Origin of the sequence: Pantoea nemavictus, assembly GCF_037479095.1 — a bacterium.
Lineage (GTDB): Bacteria > Pseudomonadota > Gammaproteobacteria > Enterobacterales > Enterobacteriaceae > Pantoea > Pantoea nemavictus.
The window spans coordinates 119,947-140,359 of record NZ_JBBGZW010000001.1 but is presented as its reverse complement, the minus strand read 5'-3'; the positions used below and the strand labels follow the sequence as shown (position 1 = coordinate 140,359).

20 protein-coding genes are annotated in these 20,413 nt (G+C 52.4%); 10 read left to right on the top strand and 10 right to left on the bottom strand.

The features are described from left to right. Positions 1-121: 121 nt before the first annotated feature. From WH298_RS00665 to htpX, 4 genes are all read left to right on the top strand, one after another. Positions 122-622 (top strand): GAF domain-containing protein, encoded by a 501-nt coding sequence (locus WH298_RS00665; protein WP_007889607.1) that lies wholly within the window; start codon positions 122-124, stop codon positions 620-622. 96 nt (positions 623-718) lie between these two features. Beyond that, positions 719-1,396, top strand: a complete 678-nt coding sequence (gene proQ, locus WH298_RS00660; protein ID WP_007889609.1) for an RNA chaperone ProQ — start codon at positions 719-721, stop codon at positions 1,394-1,396. Positions 1,397-1,415: 19 nt separating this feature from the next. Next, positions 1,416-3,455, top strand: coding sequence for a carboxy terminal-processing peptidase (gene prc, locus WH298_RS00655; protein ID WP_180821931.1), 2,040 nt, complete (start codon positions 1,416-1,418; stop codon positions 3,453-3,455). A 219-nt stretch (positions 3,456-3,674) separates the two neighbouring features. Continuing rightward, on the top strand, positions 3,675-4,556 hold the full coding sequence (htpX, locus tag WH298_RS00650; protein ID WP_007889611.1) for a protease HtpX: 882 nt from the start codon (positions 3,675-3,677) through the stop codon (positions 4,554-4,556). Positions 4,557-4,604: 48 nt separating this feature from the next. Here the strand turns inward: htpX and WH298_RS00645 are convergent, their stop codons facing one another. Then, positions 4,605-5,987 (bottom strand): MFS transporter, encoded by a 1,383-nt coding sequence (locus WH298_RS00645; protein ID WP_180821930.1) that lies wholly within the window; start codon positions 5,985-5,987, stop codon positions 4,605-4,607. Between the two features lie 193 nt (positions 5,988-6,180). Between WH298_RS00645 and kdgR the strand changes: the two genes are divergently transcribed. Next, a complete protein-coding gene (kdgR, locus tag WH298_RS00640; protein ID WP_049852160.1) occupies positions 6,181-6,972 on the top strand; it encodes a DNA-binding transcriptional regulator KdgR in 792 nt (263 codons plus the stop codon). A gap of 36 nt (positions 6,973-7,008) precedes the next feature. On the opposite strand, the gene WH298_RS00635 is transcribed toward kdgR, so the two are convergent. Then, on the bottom strand, positions 7,009-7,245 hold the full coding sequence (locus WH298_RS00635) for a YobH family protein (protein ID WP_007889616.1): 237 nt from the start codon (positions 7,243-7,245) through the stop codon (positions 7,009-7,011). Positions 7,246-7,463: 218 nt separating this feature from the next. On the opposite strand from WH298_RS00635, the gene WH298_RS00630 reads away from it, so the two are divergent. The 4 genes from WH298_RS00630 (at position 7,464) to rlmA (ending at position 9,737) form a co-directional block, all read left to right on the top strand. Then, complete coding sequence (locus WH298_RS00630) at positions 7,464-7,739, top strand: YebO family protein (RefSeq protein WP_007889620.1); 276 nt, start codon at positions 7,464-7,466, stop codon at positions 7,737-7,739. A 683-nt stretch (positions 7,740-8,422) separates the two neighbouring features. Continuing rightward, a complete protein-coding gene (locus WH298_RS00625; protein WP_110866451.1) occupies positions 8,423-8,497 on the top strand; it encodes a DUF2627 domain-containing protein in 75 nt (24 codons plus the stop codon). Between the two features lie 83 nt (positions 8,498-8,580). Continuing rightward, on the top strand, positions 8,581-8,790 hold the full coding sequence (gene cspE / locus WH298_RS00620) for a transcription antiterminator/RNA stability regulator CspE (RefSeq protein ID WP_007889622.1): 210 nt from the start codon (positions 8,581-8,583) through the stop codon (positions 8,788-8,790). A gap of 140 nt (positions 8,791-8,930) precedes the next feature. Continuing rightward, positions 8,931-9,737, top strand: coding sequence for a 23S rRNA (guanine(745)-N(1))-methyltransferase (rlmA, locus tag WH298_RS00615; RefSeq protein ID WP_180821929.1), 807 nt, complete (start codon positions 8,931-8,933; stop codon positions 9,735-9,737). On the opposite strand, the gene WH298_RS00610 is transcribed toward rlmA, so the two are convergent. From WH298_RS00610 to manX, 4 genes are all read right to left on the bottom strand, one after another. After that, complete coding sequence (locus tag WH298_RS00610; RefSeq protein ID WP_180821928.1) at positions 9,734-10,192, bottom strand: DUF986 family protein; 459 nt, start codon at positions 10,190-10,192, stop codon at positions 9,734-9,736. The genes rlmA and WH298_RS00610 overlap by 4 nt on opposite strands. Positions 10,193-10,284: 92 nt before the next feature. Then, complete coding sequence (locus tag WH298_RS00605; RefSeq protein WP_007889639.1) at positions 10,285-11,130, bottom strand: PTS mannose transporter subunit IID; 846 nt, start codon at positions 11,128-11,130, stop codon at positions 10,285-10,287. A gap of 14 nt (positions 11,131-11,144) precedes the next feature. Further along, complete coding sequence (locus WH298_RS00600; RefSeq protein ID WP_007889646.1) at positions 11,145-11,945, bottom strand: PTS mannose/fructose/sorbose transporter subunit IIC; 801 nt, start codon at positions 11,943-11,945, stop codon at positions 11,145-11,147. A 58-nt stretch (positions 11,946-12,003) separates the two neighbouring features. After that, on the bottom strand, positions 12,004-12,975 hold the full coding sequence (gene manX / locus WH298_RS00595) for a PTS mannose transporter subunit IIAB (RefSeq protein ID WP_007889647.1): 972 nt from the start codon (positions 12,973-12,975) through the stop codon (positions 12,004-12,006). Positions 12,976-13,485: 510 nt separating this feature from the next. On the opposite strand from manX, the gene WH298_RS00590 reads away from it, so the two are divergent. Beyond that, positions 13,486-15,051, top strand: a complete 1,566-nt coding sequence (locus tag WH298_RS00590) for a TerC family protein (protein ID WP_007889648.1) — start codon at positions 13,486-13,488, stop codon at positions 15,049-15,051. A gap of 79 nt (positions 15,052-15,130) precedes the next feature. Here the strand turns inward: WH298_RS00590 and WH298_RS00585 are convergent, their stop codons facing one another. The 4 genes from WH298_RS00585 to pabB all read right to left on the bottom strand — a co-directional run bounded on the left by WH298_RS00585 (position 15,131) and on the right by pabB (position 20,409). Then, a complete protein-coding gene (locus tag WH298_RS00585; RefSeq protein WP_007889649.1) occupies positions 15,131-16,693 on the bottom strand; it encodes an EAL domain-containing protein in 1,563 nt (520 codons plus the stop codon). Positions 16,694-16,922: 229 nt separating this feature from the next. Then, positions 16,923-18,287 carry an L-serine ammonia-lyase gene (locus tag WH298_RS00580; protein WP_180821927.1) on the bottom strand — a complete coding sequence of 455 codons (1,365 nt, stop codon included), beginning with the start codon at positions 18,285-18,287 and terminating at the stop codon, positions 16,923-16,925. Between the two features lie 192 nt (positions 18,288-18,479). Continuing rightward, a complete protein-coding gene (locus WH298_RS00575; RefSeq protein ID WP_180821926.1) occupies positions 18,480-19,049 on the bottom strand; it encodes a CoA pyrophosphatase in 570 nt (189 codons plus the stop codon). Position 19,050: 1 nt separating this feature from the next. Then, a complete protein-coding gene (gene pabB, locus WH298_RS00570) occupies positions 19,051-20,409 on the bottom strand; it encodes an aminodeoxychorismate synthase component 1 (protein ID WP_180821925.1) in 1,359 nt (452 codons plus the stop codon). Positions 20,410-20,413 lie beyond the last annotated feature (4 nt).

Below are 20,413 nucleotides of genomic sequence, written 5' to 3'. Positions count from 1 at the left end.
ACCGACTGCTAAGGGTATAGTAACTAACTCAATGATTCACCTTATGCGCCTGGATTATTAGTGCTTATTTTAACAACTGAGTGACAACAAGGTCACCACAGTGACGAGTTATGGTTGAACAATGAACAAAAAAGCTTTTTACGAGGATTTGAATCGTGATGTCCGCGCCCTGTTGGCGGGTGAAACCTCGTTCCTCGCAGCGCTCGGCAATTGCAGTGCGCTGTTATTTGAACGCCTGGAAGGCGTGAACTGGGCTGGATTCTATTTGCTAACTGAGCCAAATACGCTGGTGCTGGGTCCTTTCCAGGGCAAAATTGCTTGCGTACGCATTCCGGTGGGTAAAGGCGTGTGCGGTACCGCAGTGGCTGAGGACAAAGTGCAGCTGGTGGAAGACGTGCATGCGTTCCCGGGCCATATCGCCTGTGATGCAGCAAGCAACGCCGAAATCGTGATTCCTCTGAAAGTGAATGGCACTCTGGTGGGTGTTTTAGACATTGATAGTACGGTTTATTCTCGCTTCGATAGCGAGGATGAAGCGGGGCTGGTGGCCCTTACCGACGGGCTTTGTGAAGTGCTGGCGGGCAGCGACATCGTAAAATTTATTCAGCTGACGCACAGCTAATCGACTGGATCACATAGCATTTGGCGATGTTGTCATTATAATGTCGCCTGTTCATGCCTGCTCTGGTCGGCAAATCCGTTGTAATCAGGAAATTTCATGGAAAATCAACCTAAGTTGAATAGCAGTAAAGAAGTCATCGCCTTTTTGGCGGAGCGTTTTCCGCAATGCTTTAGCGCCGAAGGCGAGGCGCGTCCGCTCAAAATCGGCATTTTTCAAGATCTGGTCGAGCGTGTTCAAGGCGAACTGAGCCTGAGCAAGACGCAACTGCGTTCTGCCTTACGTCTATATACCTCTAGCTGGCGTTATCTTTATGGCATCAAAGCAGGTGCCATTCGTGTTGATCTCGACGGTAACGCCTGTGGCGTGCTGGATGAGCAACACGTAGAACATGCGCGCAAGCAACTGGAAGAAGCCAAAGCTCGCGTTCAGGCGCAGCGCGATCAGCAGAAAGCGAAGAAGCGTGAAGCCGGTGAAGAGACTGCTGAACGTCGTCCGCGCAAGCCTGCTCCGCGTAAAGCTGCCGAAGGTGATGCACCGCGTAAGCCGCGTCCACAGGCTCCGCGTGCGGCATCTGCTGAACGTAGTGCTCCGCAGCCACCGCGAGCCAAACCTGTCACTGATACCTCAACGCTGCAGCCTGGCCAGAACATTAAAGTGACTGCAGGCAAAGGTGCAATGGACGCTACCATTCTTGAGATCACCAAAGATGGCGTTCGGGTTCAGCTCGCTTCCGGCATGGCAATGATTGTGCGCGCAGAACATTTGCAGTTCTGAAACGGAGGCTGACCCTGGCATGAACAATTTTTTAAAGATCGGTATGATCGCGGGCCTGCTATTAGCAGGCCCCACCTTTGGCGCAGACAACATTACCCGCGCCGACCAGATTCCCCAATTGCATGAAGATCCACAGCATCCCACCGTTAGCGAACGCGTTACGTCACGTTTCACCCGCTCTCACTATCGCCAGTTCGATTTGAATCAGGACTTTTCTGCGAAAATCTTTGATCGCTACCTGAATCTGCTGGACTACAGCCACAACGTGCTGCTGGCATCGGATATCGCGCAATACACCGATAAAAAAACCACCGTTGGTGATGAGTTCCGCAGCGGTAAGCTGGATGTGTTTTACGATCTCTACAATCTGGCGCAGAAACGCCGCTTTGAGCGCTATCAATATGCGCTGAGCGTGCTGAGCCGCCCAATGAATTTCACCGGCAATGACACCATTGACATTGATCGGGCAAAAGCGCCCTGGCCGAAAAGCGTGGATGAGCTTAACGCGCTTTGGGATGCCAAAGTTAAATATGACGAACTGAGCCTGAAGTTGGCCGGCAAAGATGAGAAAGAGATTCGTGAAACGCTGACCAAGCGTTACAACTTTGCCATTCGTCGTCTGGCGCAAAGCAACAGTGAAGATGTGTTCCAGCTGGCGATGACCGCGTTCGCGCATGAAATCGATCCGCACACTAACTATCTTTCACCGCGCAACACAGAACAGTTCAATACCGAAATGAGCCTGTCGCTGGAAGGTATCGGCGCCGTGCTGCAGATGGACGATGATTACACGGTGATCAACTCAATGGTGGCGGGTGGTCCGGCTGCGAAGAGCAAATCGATCAGCGTGGGCGATCGCATTGTTGGCGTTGGCCAGCCAGGCAAGCCGATGGAAGACGTTATCGGCTGGCGTTTGGACGATGTGGTTTCAAAAATCAAAGGACCGAAAGGCAGCAAAGTACGCCTGGAGATCCTGCCAGCCGGTAAGGGTACCAAAACCCGTACTGTAACGCTGACGCGTGAGAAGATCCGCCTGGAAGACCGTGCCGTTAAAGGCACCGTACATAATGTGGGCAAAGAGAAAGTCGGCGTGCTCGACATTCCTGGCTTCTACGTTGGTCTGACTGACGATGTGAAAGTACAACTGCAAAAACTGCAGAAGCAGAACGTCGACAGCGTAGTTATCGATCTGCGTACCAATGGCGGCGGTGCATTGACCGAAGCGGTTTCACTGTCCGGTCTGTTCATTCCGAGCGGTCCAGTGGTGCAGGTTCGTGATAACAACGGTCGTGTGCGTGAAGACAGCGATAACGATGGCATTGTTTACTACAAAGGTCCGCTGGTAGTGCTGGTTGATCGCTTCAGTGCTTCGGCATCGGAAATCTTCGCCGCCGCGATGCAGGATTACGGCCGTGCGCTGATCGTCGGTGAACCCACCTTCGGTAAAGGTACCGTGCAGCAGTATCGTTCTCTAAACCGCATCTACGATCAGATGCTGCGTCCGGAATGGCCAGCGTTAGGCTCGGTGCAGTACACCATTCAGAAGTTCTATCGCATCAACGGTGGCAGCACCCAGCGTAAAGGCGTAACGCCGGATCTGCTGATGCCTACCGGTGTTGAAGCGGCAGAAACCGGCGAGAAGTTCGAGGATAACGCGTTACCTTGGGACAGCGTGAATGCGGCAAGCTATACCAAAACGGGCGATATTGCCCCGCTGGTACCGCAGCTGACTAAAGAGCATGCCGATCGCATCGCTAAAGATCGCGAGTTCCAGTACATCATGAAAGATATTGCGCGTTTCGACGCAATGAAGGACAAGCGCAATATCGTGTCACTCAATCTCGCGCAGCGTGAGAAAGAGAATCATGAAGATGATGCACTGCGTCTGGAGCGCATTAATGCGCGCTATCAGGCGGAAGGCAAAGCACCGCTGAAGAGCATCGAAGATCTGCCAAAAGACTACAAAGAGCCGGATCCTTATCTGGATGAAACGGTGAAAATCGCTAATGACATGGCGCAGCTGGAGAAATCTCAGCCAGCTGCTCAGGCCGCGAAATAGCTCCTCGGCATCTGAAACAGCACCGCTTCGGCGGTGCTTTTTTTACACTCAACTTGTTGTTAAGACCTGCTAACGCACGGTATCGCGCTCTTTACGACTCAATGTAAAGTTATGTCTTTTTAGGCACTTAAAGATTAAGGTTGCTTGAAAAGCGCGGCAATGACCATAGGATAGATATCCGCGCATAAGCGCGTGCACAACTGAGGAAGATTAACGTTTATGATGCGTATTGCTCTTTTCCTGCTCACCAACTTAGCGGTGATGTTGGTTTTCGGACTGATCTTGAGTCTGACAGGAATCCAGTCAAGCAGTGTTCAGGGTCTGATGATTATGGCAGGTCTGTTTGGCTTTGGCGGTGCGTTTGTTTCACTGCTGATGTCCAAATGGATGGCGTTGCGCTCTGTCGGTGGTGAAGTGATTCAACAACCCCGTAATGAGACGGAACGCTGGCTGATGGAAACCGTCGGCCGCCAAGCACAACAGGCTGGCATTGCGATGCCGCAGGTGGCGATTTATCACGCGCCCGATATTAACGCTTTTGCGACTGGCGCGCGCCGCGATGCGTCGCTGGTTGCCGTTTCAACCGGACTGTTGCAAAACATGAGCCGTGATGAGGCGGAAGCGGTGCTGGCGCACGAAATCGCCCATATTGCTAATGGCGACATGATCACCATGACGCTGATTCAGGGTGTGGTGAACACCTTTGTGATCTTCATCTCACGTATTCTGGCGCAGATCGCCTCGGGCTTCCTCTCCGGCAATCGCGACGGTGAAGAGAGCAGCAACGGTAATCCAATGGTTTACTTTGCGGTGTCGATGGTGCTGGAGTTGCTGTTTGGTTTCCTCGCCAGCATCATCACCATGTGGTTCTCGCGCCATCGTGAATTCCACGCCGATGCAGGTTCAGCCAAGCTGGTAGGACGCGAGAAGATGATCGCTGCACTGCAGCGTCTGAAAACCAGCTACGAGCCGCAGGAACCAAGCAGTATGATGGCGTTCTGCATCAACGGTAAAAACAAATCGTTGAGCGAGCTGTTTATGTCGCACCCGCCGCTCGATAAACGTATCGAAGCGCTGCGCAGCGGTGAATACCTGAAATAGTCGTGAGACACAGCATAACAAGGGCGCCTGATGGCGCCCTTGTTATTTCTACGATTCAGCTGGCTGACGGGATTGCGTCATGCGCGCAAGACTTACCACGGCAGCGACGGTGGCAAAGCTACCGGCTAACACCAGCGATGCATGCGTACCGCTGTCGTTGAACAAATTGAACATCAGCGCCACCAGAGCTGCGCCGCTACTTTGTCCGACCAATCGCGCAGTGCCTAACATACCGCTGGCGCCACCGCTGCGATTACGCGGTGCAGCGGAGATAATGGTGTGATTATTCGGTGACTGGAACAAGCCAAAACCGGCACCACATAGCATCATGCGCCAGATAATATCGGCATCGGTTGGCTGAGTGGGCAGCAACGCCAGCAGGAACAGACCGGCAGCGAACATGGCTAATCCCAATCCGCCCAAAAGCCCGGCATGGAATTTTTCGATCAGTCGACCGGCAATCGGCGCCATTACCATTGTCGCTAACGGCCACGGTGTGAGAAGCAAGCCAGTTGCCACTTCATCACGACCCAATACATTCTGCAGGAAGAATGGCAGTGCGACCATCGCCAGCATTTGTGCGCAAAACGAGCAGATTGAGGTACCAATTGAGAGAGAGAAAATTGGGATGCGCAGTAAATCGACCGGCAGCAGCGGCACCGGCATCGATAACTGACGACGAACAAACACCACACCAACCAACACTAACGCCACCAGTTCCGCCACGATCAACCAGCCATTTTGGCCCTGAGAGAAACCACTGAGTGCAGAAATCAACAGACCAAAGAACAGCGCATTCATGATGGCACTCGGCATATCAAATTTTTGCTGTTTAGCTTTCTGCGTATTATCTGGCAGGAATCGCAGCGCCAGCCACAATGCCAAGATACCCAGGGGGATGTTGATGAGGAATAGCCATTTCCAGCTGGCGACAGAGAGAATCGCCGCCGCCACGGTTGGTCCTGCAGCGCTGGAAACGGCAACAATCAATGAGTTGATCGCCATACCGCGCCCGAGAAAGCGCTGCGGAAAGATGATGCGTATCAGCGCGGTGTTGACGCTCATGAGTGCAGCACCACCAAAACCTTGCAGTACACGCGCCACCGTCAGCATATTCAGTGACGAGGAGAGGGCGCAAAACAGGGATGTGGCGATGAACAGCGCCAATCCGACCTGATAGATGCGGCGATAGCCGAGCATATCACCGAGAAATGACAGCGACAGCAGCGAAATCACGATAGCAATTTGATAAGCGTTAACGATCCAAATCGATTCGGCCGGACTGGCGTTAAGTTCGCGTGCAATGGTCGGCAAGGCAACGTTAGCGATAGCGCCGTCCAGCACCGCCATCATGATGCCCAAAGCGATGGTGATAATCGCGCCATAACGCTGCGGAATAGGTAATCCATCCTGAGAAACGGTAGCAGACATAAATAGGATAAGTGAAGGAAGTGAATATCATCATGCTAATCAATTCGCTGCGGAAAAGCACCGCATTCATTGACATAAAATTACGTGTGGATGTGTCACTTAACCTGAGTCGTTGCTGCAAACCTGCTGAAACGCATATACTGCCATTTCTGTTCCGTTTTTTTTGAAACACCGTTGAAAAAGGATATGCATCATGGCGAACAATGATAATGATAAACAACCAGACTCCGTTTCATCGGTGATGAAAGTGTTTGGCATTTTGCAGGCGCTGGGTGAAGAGCGCGATCACGGTATAACCGAATTATCCCAACGGGTAATGATGTCGAAAAGCACGGTTTATCGCTTCCTCCAGACCATGAAATCGCTTGGCTACGTGGCGCAGGAAGGGGAAAGTGAGAAATATTCGCTGACGCTGAAGCTATTCGAGCTCGGTGCCAAGGCCCTGCAGAACGTTGATTTGATTCGCAGTGCCGATATCGAAATGCGAGAACTTTCGCGCCTGACCAAAGAGACCATTCACCTCGGAGCGCTGGAAGAAGACAGTATCGTTTACATCCATAAAATTGATTCGCTCTATAACCTGCGTATGTATTCACGCATTGGACGCCGTAATCCGCTGCACACCACCGCCATTGGTAAAGTGTTACTGGCGTGGCGCGATCGAAGTGAAGTGCAGGAAATCCTGAGCGAGGTTGAATTTCGTCGTAGCACGGCGAAGACCATCGTAACCGCCGATGCGTTGCTGGCAGTGTTAGATCAGGTCAAAGTGCAGGGATTTGGCGAAGATAATGAAGAGCAGGAAGAGGGCTTACGCTGCATTGCAGTACCGGTTTTTGATCGCTTTGGTGTGGTCATTGCGGGGTTGAGCATCTCGTTTCCAACCATCCGCTTTTCAGAAGAAGGGAAAAATGAATACGTTGCGATGTTGCATCGTGCTGCACGCAATCTGTCAGAGCAAATGGGCTATCACGACTACCCTTTTTGACAGGAATAACGGGCTGTTGCCAGCCCGCTTAAACACTTAATTGTCGACCACTTCACCACTTTTCTTCAGTAACGGACAATCCGTTACGCCAACGATGCCGCTGTCTGTGTGCAGATACTGCGCCGTAATCATGCCGCGCGCGGTCAGATAGCTGCACTGCAGCCCCAATCCCGCCGCATTCTTATTGCTGCCGGTAAGCACGCCATAGCCTGTCAGCAGCATGGCTAACCAAACCAACGCAACCAGCATAATTGTCCGAATGAGTAGTTTCATCTTTTCTCCTTGTAATACGTAACGCAGCTCTCCCGTAGTTGCTGCCAGACCTACTGTAGCAGCATGCCTCGCTTTATCCATCGAATCGATCAGAGATAACTGAAAGAGCGAGCAGGGCGGGATATTCTGCTTTCAGCGGCTACCCATTATCTTTTGCGCTAGCAACGAGTAGAATCAGCGGCGGAGTAGATGTTTGATTTTTGACTATAGAGGCAGTTATGAACGAATTAGCCGCAAACACCAGTCCGCTGTTCACCTATGGCGTCCTGGCCATCATCATTATTGTGGCCTTTATTGCCTGGTTTTTCGTCAATCGGGCTAGCGTGCGCGCCAGTGAGCAGATCAGCCTGCTGGAAGCGTTAATAGAAGAGCAAAAGAAGCAGAACGCGCTGCTGCGACGTTTGGTAGAGGCTCAGCCATCTACAGCAAAACCCAACGCGGATGAAGACGCGGATGAAAAACACGATTTTATTCGGATGATACCGGAACGTTAAGCATTAAGTAATACGCTTCAGCCGTGATAACGGCGACCGCTTGCGCACTGAAATGGTGCGCAGCAACCTGAGTTAAAGTAATTGAGCAGGGTGTTCTAACAGCGAAGCGTTGCGGTTTAGCCTGGCTGGTGAATATCAACCAGGATTAATCCTAAGGTGATTTTGTTAAATCAAGCTCAATGATGTTTTTTTTAACATTTAATTGTTGGCTGCATAGTTAAAATTGAGATAAATGCCATGTAATGTTAATGCGTTTAAATGGGGCGTATATTATTCCGGCCTCCTGATTTTGGTGCAAAACAATTAATAACTTATACCGGTCAAATCTATTTGTACAAGATTTGTACAGGGCGGGGTTGTTGTGCAGCAGGGTGAATTTTTAGTGGAATATTTTATTGATGCCATATTAGTGCAATATTTTTAGCGTAATGTTAACCGCTTAAATTGTACCGAATTAACGGTTACCGCTGCGCTTGACGAAGCAACATTCTGACGCTAAGTGTACTGACTGATAACCCTTTTTTTGGCGGTTAGTGCAGGTTGCGGCATTATCTACGTGAGTAAGTCGATCGATGTATTAACTAATTATGTGCGTTACGTCGATCACTGTTTAAAAATGGCTTGCCATTAATTTGTGGATATGTGATAACAAATCGTGGGTCAAACGAGGTACAGTTCTGTTTATGTATGGCATCTTCAGTAAAGAAGTTACGAGTAAAGACGTTGACGTTGAATACCGCTTCCTTGCCGAACCTTAAATTAGTGCCTCATTCAGTAATGTCTCTGGTTTATCTGTAAGTCTGCCTGCGGGCAATATAATCATTGAAAGGAAATTTGCGAAATGGCAAAGATTAAAGGTCAGGTTAAGTGGTTCAACGAGTCTAAAGGTTTTGGTTTTATTACTCCTGCTGACGGCAGCAAAGATGTGTTCGTTCACTTCTCTGCAATCCAGGGCAATGGTTTTAAAACGCTGGCCGAAGGCCAAAATGTTGAGTTCGAAATCCAGGATGGTCAGAAAGGTCCTGCTGCGGTCAACGTTACCCCAATCTGATTTCGCCCTCAGGCTCGGTGCCATGCACCACTGAAACGAATCTTAAAGCCCTGTTCAATGAACAGGGCTTTTTCTTTAGGCTTTCTGTCGTCAAACGATCAAGGTAAACTGCGCCGCGTAAAGCTAACCCGGAGTTGTCTATGTCTTTGATTTGCCCACTTTGTCAGCAGCCACTATTACAGCAGGCCAACAGTTTCCGCTGCGATGCCGGCCACCAATTTGATCAGGCCAAAGAAGGGTACGTCAATCTGCTGCCGGTGCAGCATAAAGGTTCGCGTGAACCGGGTGATAGTGCAGAGATGCTGCAGGCTCGTCGCGCATTCCTTGATGCCGGACACTATCAGCCTCTGCGCGCTGCCGTCGCGGGAATACTTACTCAGCATCTCAGCGAGCAAGACGCGCAGGTATTAGATATCGGTTGCGGTGAAGGCTATTACACTGCAGCGATGGCGGAAGCACTGCCTCAGGCACAATTATGGGGTCTTGATGTGGCGAAGGCGGCGATTCGCATGGCATCCAGGCGCTATCGCGAGGTGAAATTTTGCGTGGCGTCCAGCCAGCGCTTACCCTTTGCGGATGCGTCTTTAAATGGCATTGTACGCATCTATGCGCCCTGTAATGAAGATGAATTGCGGCGTGTGATTAAGCCTGGCGGATTGCTGATAACCGTTACGCCTGGTCCGCAGCATTTGCAGCAGTTTAAGGCGCTGATTTATCGCGAGGTACAGCTGCATGCGGCGGAAGAGAAAGTGTACCCTGGCTTTAAGCAGGTCGATCAACAAAACCTGCATTACGCTATGACATTGAGTGGGACAGCGGCAGTGAGCTTATTGCAGATGACGCCGTTTGCCTGGCGTGCGCGTGAAGAGGTGTGGCAAAACCTCGCGGCATCCAGCGCGTTTAACTGCGATGCCGATTTTACACTGACCTTGTGGCAGCGTGATTAACGCGCTTCCACCAGCGTGTGGTAAATTTTCTCCAGATCATCCAGTTGTTTGACGGCAATCAGCAGGCGGCGTTTTTCGAGCTGCATCACCAGAATGCCGTCCTCCGAAAGATTCATACTCTGAATACGGCGATAATCGATCCACACGCAGCCAAAAAATAGCCCCTCATCCTTCATCAGCAGTTTTGGACTGCGAATCCAGAATAACCAGATCGACATAAAGCACAGCACCATCAGCAAATTGGTGGTGAGCTGCGTGCCATGGTTATCGATGTTGTTCCACAGCAGTATAAGCAGCAGGACCACGAAAATGGCGCTATCGATCTTATGTCGGCGACGCAACGCCACGCGAAGTTTGGTTGGGCCATTGCGGCGTGGCAGAATCGCTTCATCATAAATAGCGAAAAGTACCAGGCCGGCAATCAGCACGGCAATAAGGGCGTCAGTCAGTGACATTAGGTGTTCTTCCTCAACCGAAATTACCTCAACGTGGGCGCTCAGGTAATGCCGTTCGAAAATAGCCGGGAGACACGCTCCCGGCTTGATGATTACAGACCGAGCAGGCCGATCCAGTAACCGAAGATCCCGATGGCGAAGAAGCCAACGATAATCCACAACGCGTTAACCTTACGACGCAGCAGCCACATACAACCAAAGGTTAGCAGCAGCGGAATCAGTCCCGGCATCAGCTGATCGAGAATGGATTGTACCGTGGTGACGGTTGTTTTACCGGTCTGATCGGTAATCCGCGAGACCACCAGCGGCACATTCACATGCGTCCACTTGTTGACCAGCGCCCCCATGACAAAGAGGCCGAGAATCGACGCGCCCTCCGTCAGTTTCTGTAGGAAACCACCGCCCATATCGCTAACGATATCGACGCCTTTACGGTAGCCGTACGCCACGCCGTAATAACGCGTCAACAGACGTACCGCGTTAAACAGGATGAAGAACAGCAGCGGACCCAGCAGGCTGCCACTCATTGCGATACCTGCACCGAGTGCGGCAAATACCGGACGAACCGTACCCCAGAAGATCGGATCACCCACACCCGCCAGTGGGCCCATCAGACCCACTTTAATACCGTTAATTGCGGCATCGTCAATTGGCGCACCGTTAGCACGCTGTTCTTCCATCGCCATGGTCACGCCAAGTACCGGCGCCGCCACATACGGATGCGTGTTGAAGAACTCGAGGTGACGTTTAATCGCCTGTTTACGCGCGTCGTTGTTTTCCGGATAAAGACGGCGAATCACCGGCACCATTGAGTAGCAGAAACCCAGCGCCTGCATGCGTTCAAAGTTCCACGAACCCTGAAACAGGTTAGAGCGCAGGAACACACCGCGGACATCGCCAGGGGTGAGCTTCTTAGGAGTATTCGTTGTATCAACCATGATTTCACCTGTTCCTAGTCGAGTTCGTTATCGAGGTCATTGTTAGCAGGACCGGCGTTTGCAGCGCCTGCAACGCGGTTATATTTCGGTGCCAGCTGTATATACAGCACCGCCATCACCACGCCAATCACGCCGAGCGCGACCAGGTTGAAGTTGGTGAAGGCTGCAGTAACGAAGCCAAGGTAGAAGAACGGCATCAGGTAGCCTGCGCGCATCATATTGATGACCATCGCGTAACCGACTACCACGATCATGCCGCCAGCGATATTCAAGCCATTGGTGACCACTTCTGGGATGGAGTTCAGCAACTCCTGTACGATGCTGGTGCCGACGGAAATCGCCACAATCAACGCTGGAATGGCAATACGCATCGCCTGCAACACCAGCGCCGAAACGTGGATCCAGCTAATTGCGCTCAGATTGCCTTTCTCCGCAGCTTTGTCAGCGGCGTGCTGGAAGGCGACGGTGATGGTACGCACGATGATGGTCAGCACCTGTCCCGCGGCTGCCAGCGGAATGGCCAACGCGATACCGGCACCGACGCTTTGACCGCCGGCAATGACCAGAATGGTCGAGATGATAGAAGCCAGCGCCGCATCGGGTGCAACTGCTGCACCGATGTTCATCCAGCCCAGTGCGATCATCTCCAGCGTACCACCGATGATAATGCCGGTTTTCATGTCGCCAAGAACCGCACCAATTAAGGTACAAGCCACCAGCGGACGGTGGAACTGGAACTCATCAAGAATCGATCCCATCCCGGCGATACAGGCCACAATAAATATCAAAATGATTTGTAGCGTGGTTATCTCCATTGCATTTCTCCTCTGCAAGGTCTGTAAAATTCGCCCACGTATGCAGGCAAAGGGCGAACTACGGATTGACCTTGGCGATCAGGTCCATCATTTTCAGTCGCTGATCGCTGGACACTTTACGCACTTCCAGTTCGATACCGCGCTCGTTAAGTTTGCGGAACGCGGCGATATCTTTTTCATCAACCGATACCGCGTTGTTCACCTGGGTTTTGCCCTGGCGGAACGCCATGCCGCCAATATTGACTGACTTGATGTCCACGCCTTGCTCAACAATCCTCACTACATCGGTCGGATTGGTGAACAACAGCATCACTTTGTCATGACCATATTTCGGGTTATTCCAGACACGCACCATTTTGTCGACATCCACCACGTGCGCGGTAACGCCCGGCGGTGCGACTTGGGTGAGCAACGTTTTACGCACATGATCGTTAGCCACTTCATCACTGACGACAATGATGCGGGTTACGTTGGTCTCTTTCGTCCAGCGCGTTGCCACTTGTCCGTGGATCAAGCGGTCATCGATACGCGCAAGGCCGATTTTCATATGATCGCCCGGAGCCATAGGCTGTTGCGGCTGAGCAGGGGCTTTCGCCACCACCGGTGCCGCAGCCGCAGCTGCTGGAGCAGGCGTTTCGGTTTTAAGGGCTTTAACGCCTTCACGACCGGCTTCTACCGCGATGTGAATCAGTTCTTCCAGCGATGGGTTGTCATCGCGTCCCATCAGCGTTTCCACCAGCATCGGGATGTTGACGCCAGCGATAACGTCGTAGCCAGGCTTATCCACCACAATACGGCTTGCCGCATTAAACGGACTACCACCCCAGGTATCGACCAGGAACAACACGCCCTTTGACGTATCGAGATCTGCCAGCCGCGCCTGATACTTTTCGATTAGCGTTTCTGCATTTTCGCCGGGAACGAAATCAATCCATCCGACATTTTCCTGCTCACCCAACAGCATTTCTGCTGTTTTAAGCAACTGTTCTGCCGCCCAGCCATGTGTACCAATTACAATAGCAATGGTCACTTGCTACCTCCGTTCGCGTGAGAGATTCTCTGGCATTGCCGGGAATCATTGAAAATTACCGTTAGTGTTTCAGGTGGATCGTTAGTTCTAAGATGAAGAAAAGCATCAATAAATAAAACGAAACTATCCGCTGCACAGCGATAAGGTCGCGATTTATTTTAGTGATCGAAAAAATAAATTATGTGATGTTTGTCAGCTATTGAGAGCGTAACGGCGCTAATATGCACTTTTGTTCGTTATTCATGCGATTGCGTAGATATTTGTAAATGTAATAAATTTTTTTGACGTCGTTGATGTAACTGATACATTAGCCATCTGTTTATTACTCAGGAGTACCGGGCTTCAGCTCACCTTTATGGACCGTCACCGACGTCGCTCAACATGTTCTCTGCGCGTTCCTGCGCACGTTTCCACGCTCTCCAGCGTTATCACCGCCTGCAACGATCCCTCGTCTCGCCATTTGGCGCAGACTCAATTTCGTGCGCCCGTTAGTTCGGCAAGGAGTCATTGATGGAATTTCTCTTCGACCCCTCAATCTGGGCGGGTTTGCTCACGCTGATCGTGCTGGAGATTGTTCTCGGCATTGATAACCTGGTGTTCATCGCCATTCTCGCAGACAAATTGCCGCCGAAGCAGCGTGATAAAGCCCGTCTTATCGGCCTGTCGCTTGCACTGGTGATGCGTCTGGGTCTGCTGTCGCTCATCTCATGGATTGTTACGCTGACGCGGCCCCTATTCAGCGTAGGCGATTTCAGCTTTTCTGGACGAGATTTAATTCTGTTGTTCGGTGGTTTGTTCCTGTTATTCAAGGGAACCATGGAACTGCATGAGCGACTTGAGAGCCGCGGGCATGAACATCAAGGCAATAAGAGCTATGCCAGCTTCTGGGCGGTGGTGATTCAAATCGTGGTGCTCGATGCGGTGTTCTCACTCGATGCGGTGATTACCGCCGTCGGGATGGTGAACCATTTGCCGGTAATGATGACCGCGGTGGTGATTGCGATGGGCGTGATGTTGCTGGCCTCAAAGCCGCTAACGCGCTTTGTCAACGAACACCCAACGGTGGTGGTGCTGTGTCTGAGCTTCCTGTTGATGATCGGTTTGTCGCTGGTGGCCGAAGGTTTTGGTTTCCACATTCCGAAAGGTTATCTGTACGCTGCGATTGGCTTCTCAATTATTATCGAGCTGTTTAACCAGATTGCGCGCCGCAACTTTATTCGCCACCAGGAACATCGCCCGATGCGTGAACGCACCGCCGAAGCGATTCTACGTCTGATGGGTGGACGCCAGCGTAAGCAGTCAGCCACGACAGAAGAAAATGCGTTGACCGAAGCGATGCCGCAGGAAGCGTTTAAAGATGAAGAGCGCTACATGATTAACGGCGTGTTGACGTTATCGCAGCGTTCCATCCGCAGCATCATGACGCCGCGCGGTAATATTTCGTGGGTGGATGTATCGCGTCCGCTGGATGAAATCCGTATTCAACTGCTGGATACGCCGCACAGCTTGTTCCCGGTATGTCGCGGTGAGCTGGATGAAATTATCGGTGTGGTGCGTGCGAAAGAGCTGCTGGTTGCGTTGGAACACGGTATGGATGTCGCAACCTTTGCTGCTAACACGCCGGCGATCGTGGTACCTGAGACGTTAGACCCGATCAATCTGCTGGGCGTGCTGCGCCGTGCTAAAGGTAGCTTCGTGATCGTCACCAACGAGTTTGGTGTGGTGCAGGGCTTGATCACGCCGCTGGACGTACTGGAAGCGATTGCCGGTGAGTTCCCTGACGAAGATGAAACGCCAGATATTATCGCCGATGGCGACGGTTGGTTAGTGAAGGGCGGGACCGATCTGCACTCGCTGCAGCAGTTACTGGATCACCATGAATTGGTGAAAGCCGATGAAGATCACGCGTCGTTAGCCGGTTTGCTGATAGCGCAAAAAGGCCAGCTGCCGCTGCCAGGTGAGGTGATCGATCTGCCGCCGCTGCATTTCCAGGTGATTGAGGCGACCGATTACCGCATCGATCTGGTGCGCGTGACCAAAGATAAGCCCTTCGATCATGAAGAGCATGAAGAGTAAGTAACGCGCTTGATATGAACAAAAACGGCCATTCCGCAAGGAGTGGCCGTTTTTTTATGGGTGAAATATGTGGAAAAGTTTAGGCGCTCAGCTGTGCCTGATGTTGCGCCAGCCACAGCGGAAAATCTTCAATCGGCATTGGACGCGCGTAGAAATAGCCTTGTAAATGATCGACGCCGCGCTCACGCAGATAATGCGCCTGCTCGGCCGTTTCTACACCTTCGGCAACCAGCGAAATATTCAGGCGTTGCGCCAGTGAAATCACCATATCGGTGACGGTGGCGTTAATCGCATCAGTACCAATCGCGGCGGTAAAAATTTTGTCGATCTTCAAGACATCCGGCTTGAGATCTTTCAGATAAGCCAGCGAGCTGTGACCGGTACCGAAATCATCAATCGCCAGGCGCACGCCAATATCATGTAGCTGCGCTACCACCGATTGGTCGATCACCGGCAAGGCATCGCGTTCGGTCAGTTCGACCACCAGCTTGGGCATTGGATTGGCAGGCCACCAGATACTCTGCAGATCCTCAACTATCGCACGGTCGCGGAAGTGGCTGGCGGCAACGTTAATCGCAATGTGGAACGACGGACATTGCGGCAGATTCGGCAGCTCATTAACCACTTTCGCCAACACAAAGCGCGTTAACGGGGCAATCAGGTTTTGTCGCTCGGCCAGCGGAATAAACACGTCCGGCGCAACCCAACCCTGACGCTGGTTATGCCAACGTAACAGCAACTCCATGCCATCGCACTCACCGCTTTTAGCGTTTATTAACGGCTGGCAGTAGACCATAAATTCGTTGGCCGTGATGCCATAGCTTATCTGCCAGCTAAGACTCATGCGGTTGGCCGTCGCCAGCCAGACGATGTAGCCGATTAACAGGCTGAGCATTAGCGCCAAAGGCAGCTGCGACGGTAAGGTATTCAGTGCCAGGCGCGCCGGAGAAGGGCCGTATAAGGTGATGCTGAAGGGGTAACGTAGTGATGCCTGATCGTAAGCCACTTCGTCTTCAGAAGGCTCGGTCTGCTCAATCAGCGGATTACCATACTCAAGGCTTTGTCCGCCGACATTGAATATGGCTCGCTCAACCCATGGCAGCTGCGGCTCCAGTAGGTAATCGGTCATCAATTCAATATTGATGACCTGCAGCAATCCATCATGATTATTCAGCGATTTTGGCGTCCAGAGCAGCAGCACCGGCGATCCTTTTAACAGATCGTTGTCGGTTGCCAGCATCATGCGCTGGTTGTTGAGCGCCAGCTCAGGATAGGTTTGGCTGAAGGAGAGATTCAGTGGACCAAAAATGCTTGAGCAATACAGCGTATCGTCTTGCACCAGCAGCACGGTGCGCACGGTTTGCAGTGCGGCGATTTTCTCAATCAGCGGATAGCGCACTTGTGCGCAGGGCACACCGACCAAACCGAGGGTGTTATTGGCCGAAACATCCAGTGGCGAGAACATGCGATCGAAACGTTCAATCGCGCGGCTGGCGAAATTTAATGACTGCTGCTCAATACGTGATTTCTCTTCGATGTAGCGAAAAGTCAGCGTCAGAACCAGAACCAGCGAGGCGATCACTAACGCAATAAGCAGTCGCTTACGGCGAAATTGACCCACAAATTGCTGGGGAATGAGCATCAGTAACCACCTTGCAAGACAAAGATTGAAGCCAAATTAACGTGAAGGTTATCGGCATTGAGGCGGCCAGGTTTAGTGCGGCAGAATAAAAAATCGGCACTAAAAAAAGCGCGGCCACTCAGGGCCGCGCTCGAAATCAATGTATCTGGTTTACTCAGTTGGAGGTAGCAACGGATGAAGAAAAAATTTCAACTGTTGCTTTAATCATCAATGAAGCGATGAGCAATGCCTAGTCGCACTGGACCTTAATCGCCAGGCCGCCGCGCGAGGTTTCACGGTATTTGGCATTCATGTCTTTGCCGGTTTCGTACATGGTCTCAATCACTTTATCCAGCGAGACGCGCGGTTCACTGGTGCGGCGCAGCGCCATGCGCGCCGAGTTAATCGCCTTGACGGAAGCAATAGCGTTACGTTCAATGCATGGCACCTGAACCTGGCCCGCGACGGGATCGCAGGTCAGTCCCAGATTGTGTTCCATACCAATTTCCGCCGCGACACACACTTGTTCCGGGCTGCCGCCCAGCAGTTCCGCCAGACCCGCCGCGGCCATTGAGCAGGCGACGCCGACTTCGCCCTGACAACCCACTTCAGCACCAGAAATGGAGGCGTTCATTTTATACAGCACGCCAATCGCGCCAGAGGCGAGGAAGTAACGGATAAAAATGTCGGGGGTAACGGGTTCGATAAAGTGATCGTAATAGGCCAGCACCGCCGGGACGATACCGCAGGCTCCGTTAGTCGGTGCAGTTACCACGCGTCCACCCGCAGCATTCTCCTCGTTCACTGCCAGTGCGAACATATTCACCCAGTCGATCACGTCCATGGGATCGTTCGAGTGTTTATTTGATGACACCAGCAGACGACGCAGTGAGGCTGCTCGACGCGGTACACGCAATGGACCTGGCAGCACGCCTTCAGTGTTGAGGCCGCGATCGATGCATGCCTGCATGGTTTGCCAGACGTGGCCAAAATAGGCGTAAATCTCATCACGACTATGCAGCGCCAGCTCGTTTTTCATCACCAAACCCGACAGCGACAAACCGCTTTCACGACAGTGGCTAAGCAGCTCTTTGGCGGAATTAAACGGCCAGGGAACAGTCACTTCATCCAGCACCGGCTGACCGAAATGCTCTTCATCGACGATAAATCCGCCGCCAATGGAGTAGTACGTTTTGCTCAGGATCAGTAAATCACCCGCGAAGGCGAACACCGTCATGCCGTTTTCGTGCAGCGACAAGTTTTCGCTACGAAATACCATGCCGCCTTCGCGCGGGAAATCAACTTCACGTGCGCCGTTGGCTATCAGCAAGCGTTCGCGCTGCTCAACATCTTTGATAAACGCAGGAATGCCGTCGATATCAACGGTGGCCGGTTCGAAACCCGCCAGACCCATGATAATGGCGATATCGGTGTGGTGACCTTTGCCGGTGAGCGACAGAGAACCATAGACGTCGACCGCCACGCGCGTTACGTCTTGCAACTTGCCTTGTTCGGCCAGCAGGTCAACAAACTGCTTACCCGCTTTCATCGGGCCAACGGTATGCGAACTGGAGGGACCGATGCCCACTTTAAACATGTCAAAAACACTAATCACAGGTGACACTCCTCACAAATCTTATTCTGCACGGCACAAGCCGTTTATGCGGCTAATAGTAATCGCCTGTGCCCTATTACGAGCAGCTTTTCGCATGAAATAAACTAATTATAAACCACAGAAATTGTTATCCGGCTGTACAGTTGTGAAGCGGATCGATTTTCGTGATGAAAGGCTAACGAAACGGGGGGATTACGGCAGCGCGATTTGCTGACCCAGCGCGCGGATGATGCCGGCCGTCATGCCCCAGATAAAGTAATCCTCATACCATGACAACCACACCTGATGTTGGCGATGGCCACGGCGTAGCGTGAGGTCACTATAACGGCTGAGACGTAGCGCTTCAGCCAGCGGCATGGCAAAGGCACTTTCGACTTCGTCGGGGTTAAGAGACAAAGCAAGATCGGCGGGAATGATTCCCACCACCGGAGTAACGGCAAAACCAGTGCTACTGGTCACCGGTGGCAGAACGCCAATAATCTGTACCTGCTCCGGCTGAATCCCCACTTCCTCCTGCGCCTCGCGCAGCGCGGTGTGGATCAGCGAATGATCGGTGGCATCCTGCATGCCGCCGGGGAAAGCAACCTGGCCAGCGTGCTTCCGCAGATGAGAAGATCGACGTGTTAACAGTAAGCCAGGTTCAGCACCGTTAATCACCGGAACCAGCACTGCTGCACGTCGTCCACTGATGGCGCTTTTGGCGGTCTGCAGCGGCGGCTGTAAGACAAAGCGGCTAAGAAATTGGTCCAGCGTTAAATTCATCTCAATTCTCATCGCGCAGGCTAGGCAGAATGCGGTTCACCTTGTGGAAGGTTTCCTGATATTCGGCGTTGAGTTCGCTGTCCGCCACTAATCCGCCGCCAGCGGCGCAGTAAAGTTGGTGGTTTTCAGCAATCAAGGTACGAATGGTGATGCTGGTGTCCATGCGACCGCACAGGCTGATGTAACCGATGCTGCCGCACCACGCATTTCGGCGATGCGGCTCTAACTCTTCGATAATCTCCATCGCGCGGATTTTTGGCGCGCCAGTAATGGAACCACCGGGGAAGCAGGCGCGCAGCAGATCGGTGGCGGTGAGTGTGGCAGGTAAACGCGCGCGAATGGTGCTAACCAGATGATGTACTGCCGGGAAAGGCTCCACCACAAACAGTTGTGGAACGCTGACGCTGCCGGGCTCGGCAACGCGACCAATATCATTGCGCAACAAATCAACAATCATCAGGTTCTCGGCGCGATCTTTTTCCGAGTTGGCGAGCTTTTCCGCCTGCAGGCGATCGGCTGCCGCGTCAGCGAGGCGCGGCAGCGTGCCCTTAATCGGACGCGTTTCAATCTCCTGCTGCTGTAAAGAGAGGAAGCGCTCTGGCGACAAACTCAGCAGTACGCTGTTTGGCAAACGCAAGAAAGCGCTAAACGGAGCGCGATTGGCCTGGTTCAGGCGCAAAAATGCCTGCCATTCATCGCCGCGATAGCCAGCCTGAAAACGCTGTGCCAGGTTCACCTGATAGCAATCACCGGCTTGAATATACTCCTGCACCGCATGAAATCGCTGCGCATACTGCTCAAAACTGAGATTGGATTGCCACTCGCTGGTCAGGGCGAAAGGCTCCGTTTGCGGCGCGGTTTGTGTTTGTAGCCATTGCCAGCGCTGTTCCGCATCGGTGAGCGAGACCAGCGTCAGTGTTTGCTGATGGTGATCGGCGATCAACGCCCAGTCATAAATCCCCACCGCCATATCCGGCGTAGTGAGATCCTGCTGCGCGCGCTGCGGCAGGGTTTCAAAGCGACGCCCCAGATCGTAGCCAAAAAGTCCGATGGCTCCGCCCTGAAAAGGTAAATCAGCATCAAAATCTGGCGTGGCACCGAGCTCAGCACATTGCTGCTGTACCAGCAGGAGCGGATCGGCCCCAGAGAGCATCACCTTATCGCCACAGACAATTTCGGTGCTTGCGCCACGTGTGGTTAGGGTAACGCGCGGATCGGCAGTCAGGATATCAAAGCGGTTATCCGCATGATCGGCCTGGCCAGAGGTCAGCAACATCGCCCAGCACTGCTGAGCAAGCGGAGCGAAAAGGTGTAACAGCGTTTCGGGCGTATACTTCAGAACGAGGCTTTTTACCATCATGGGA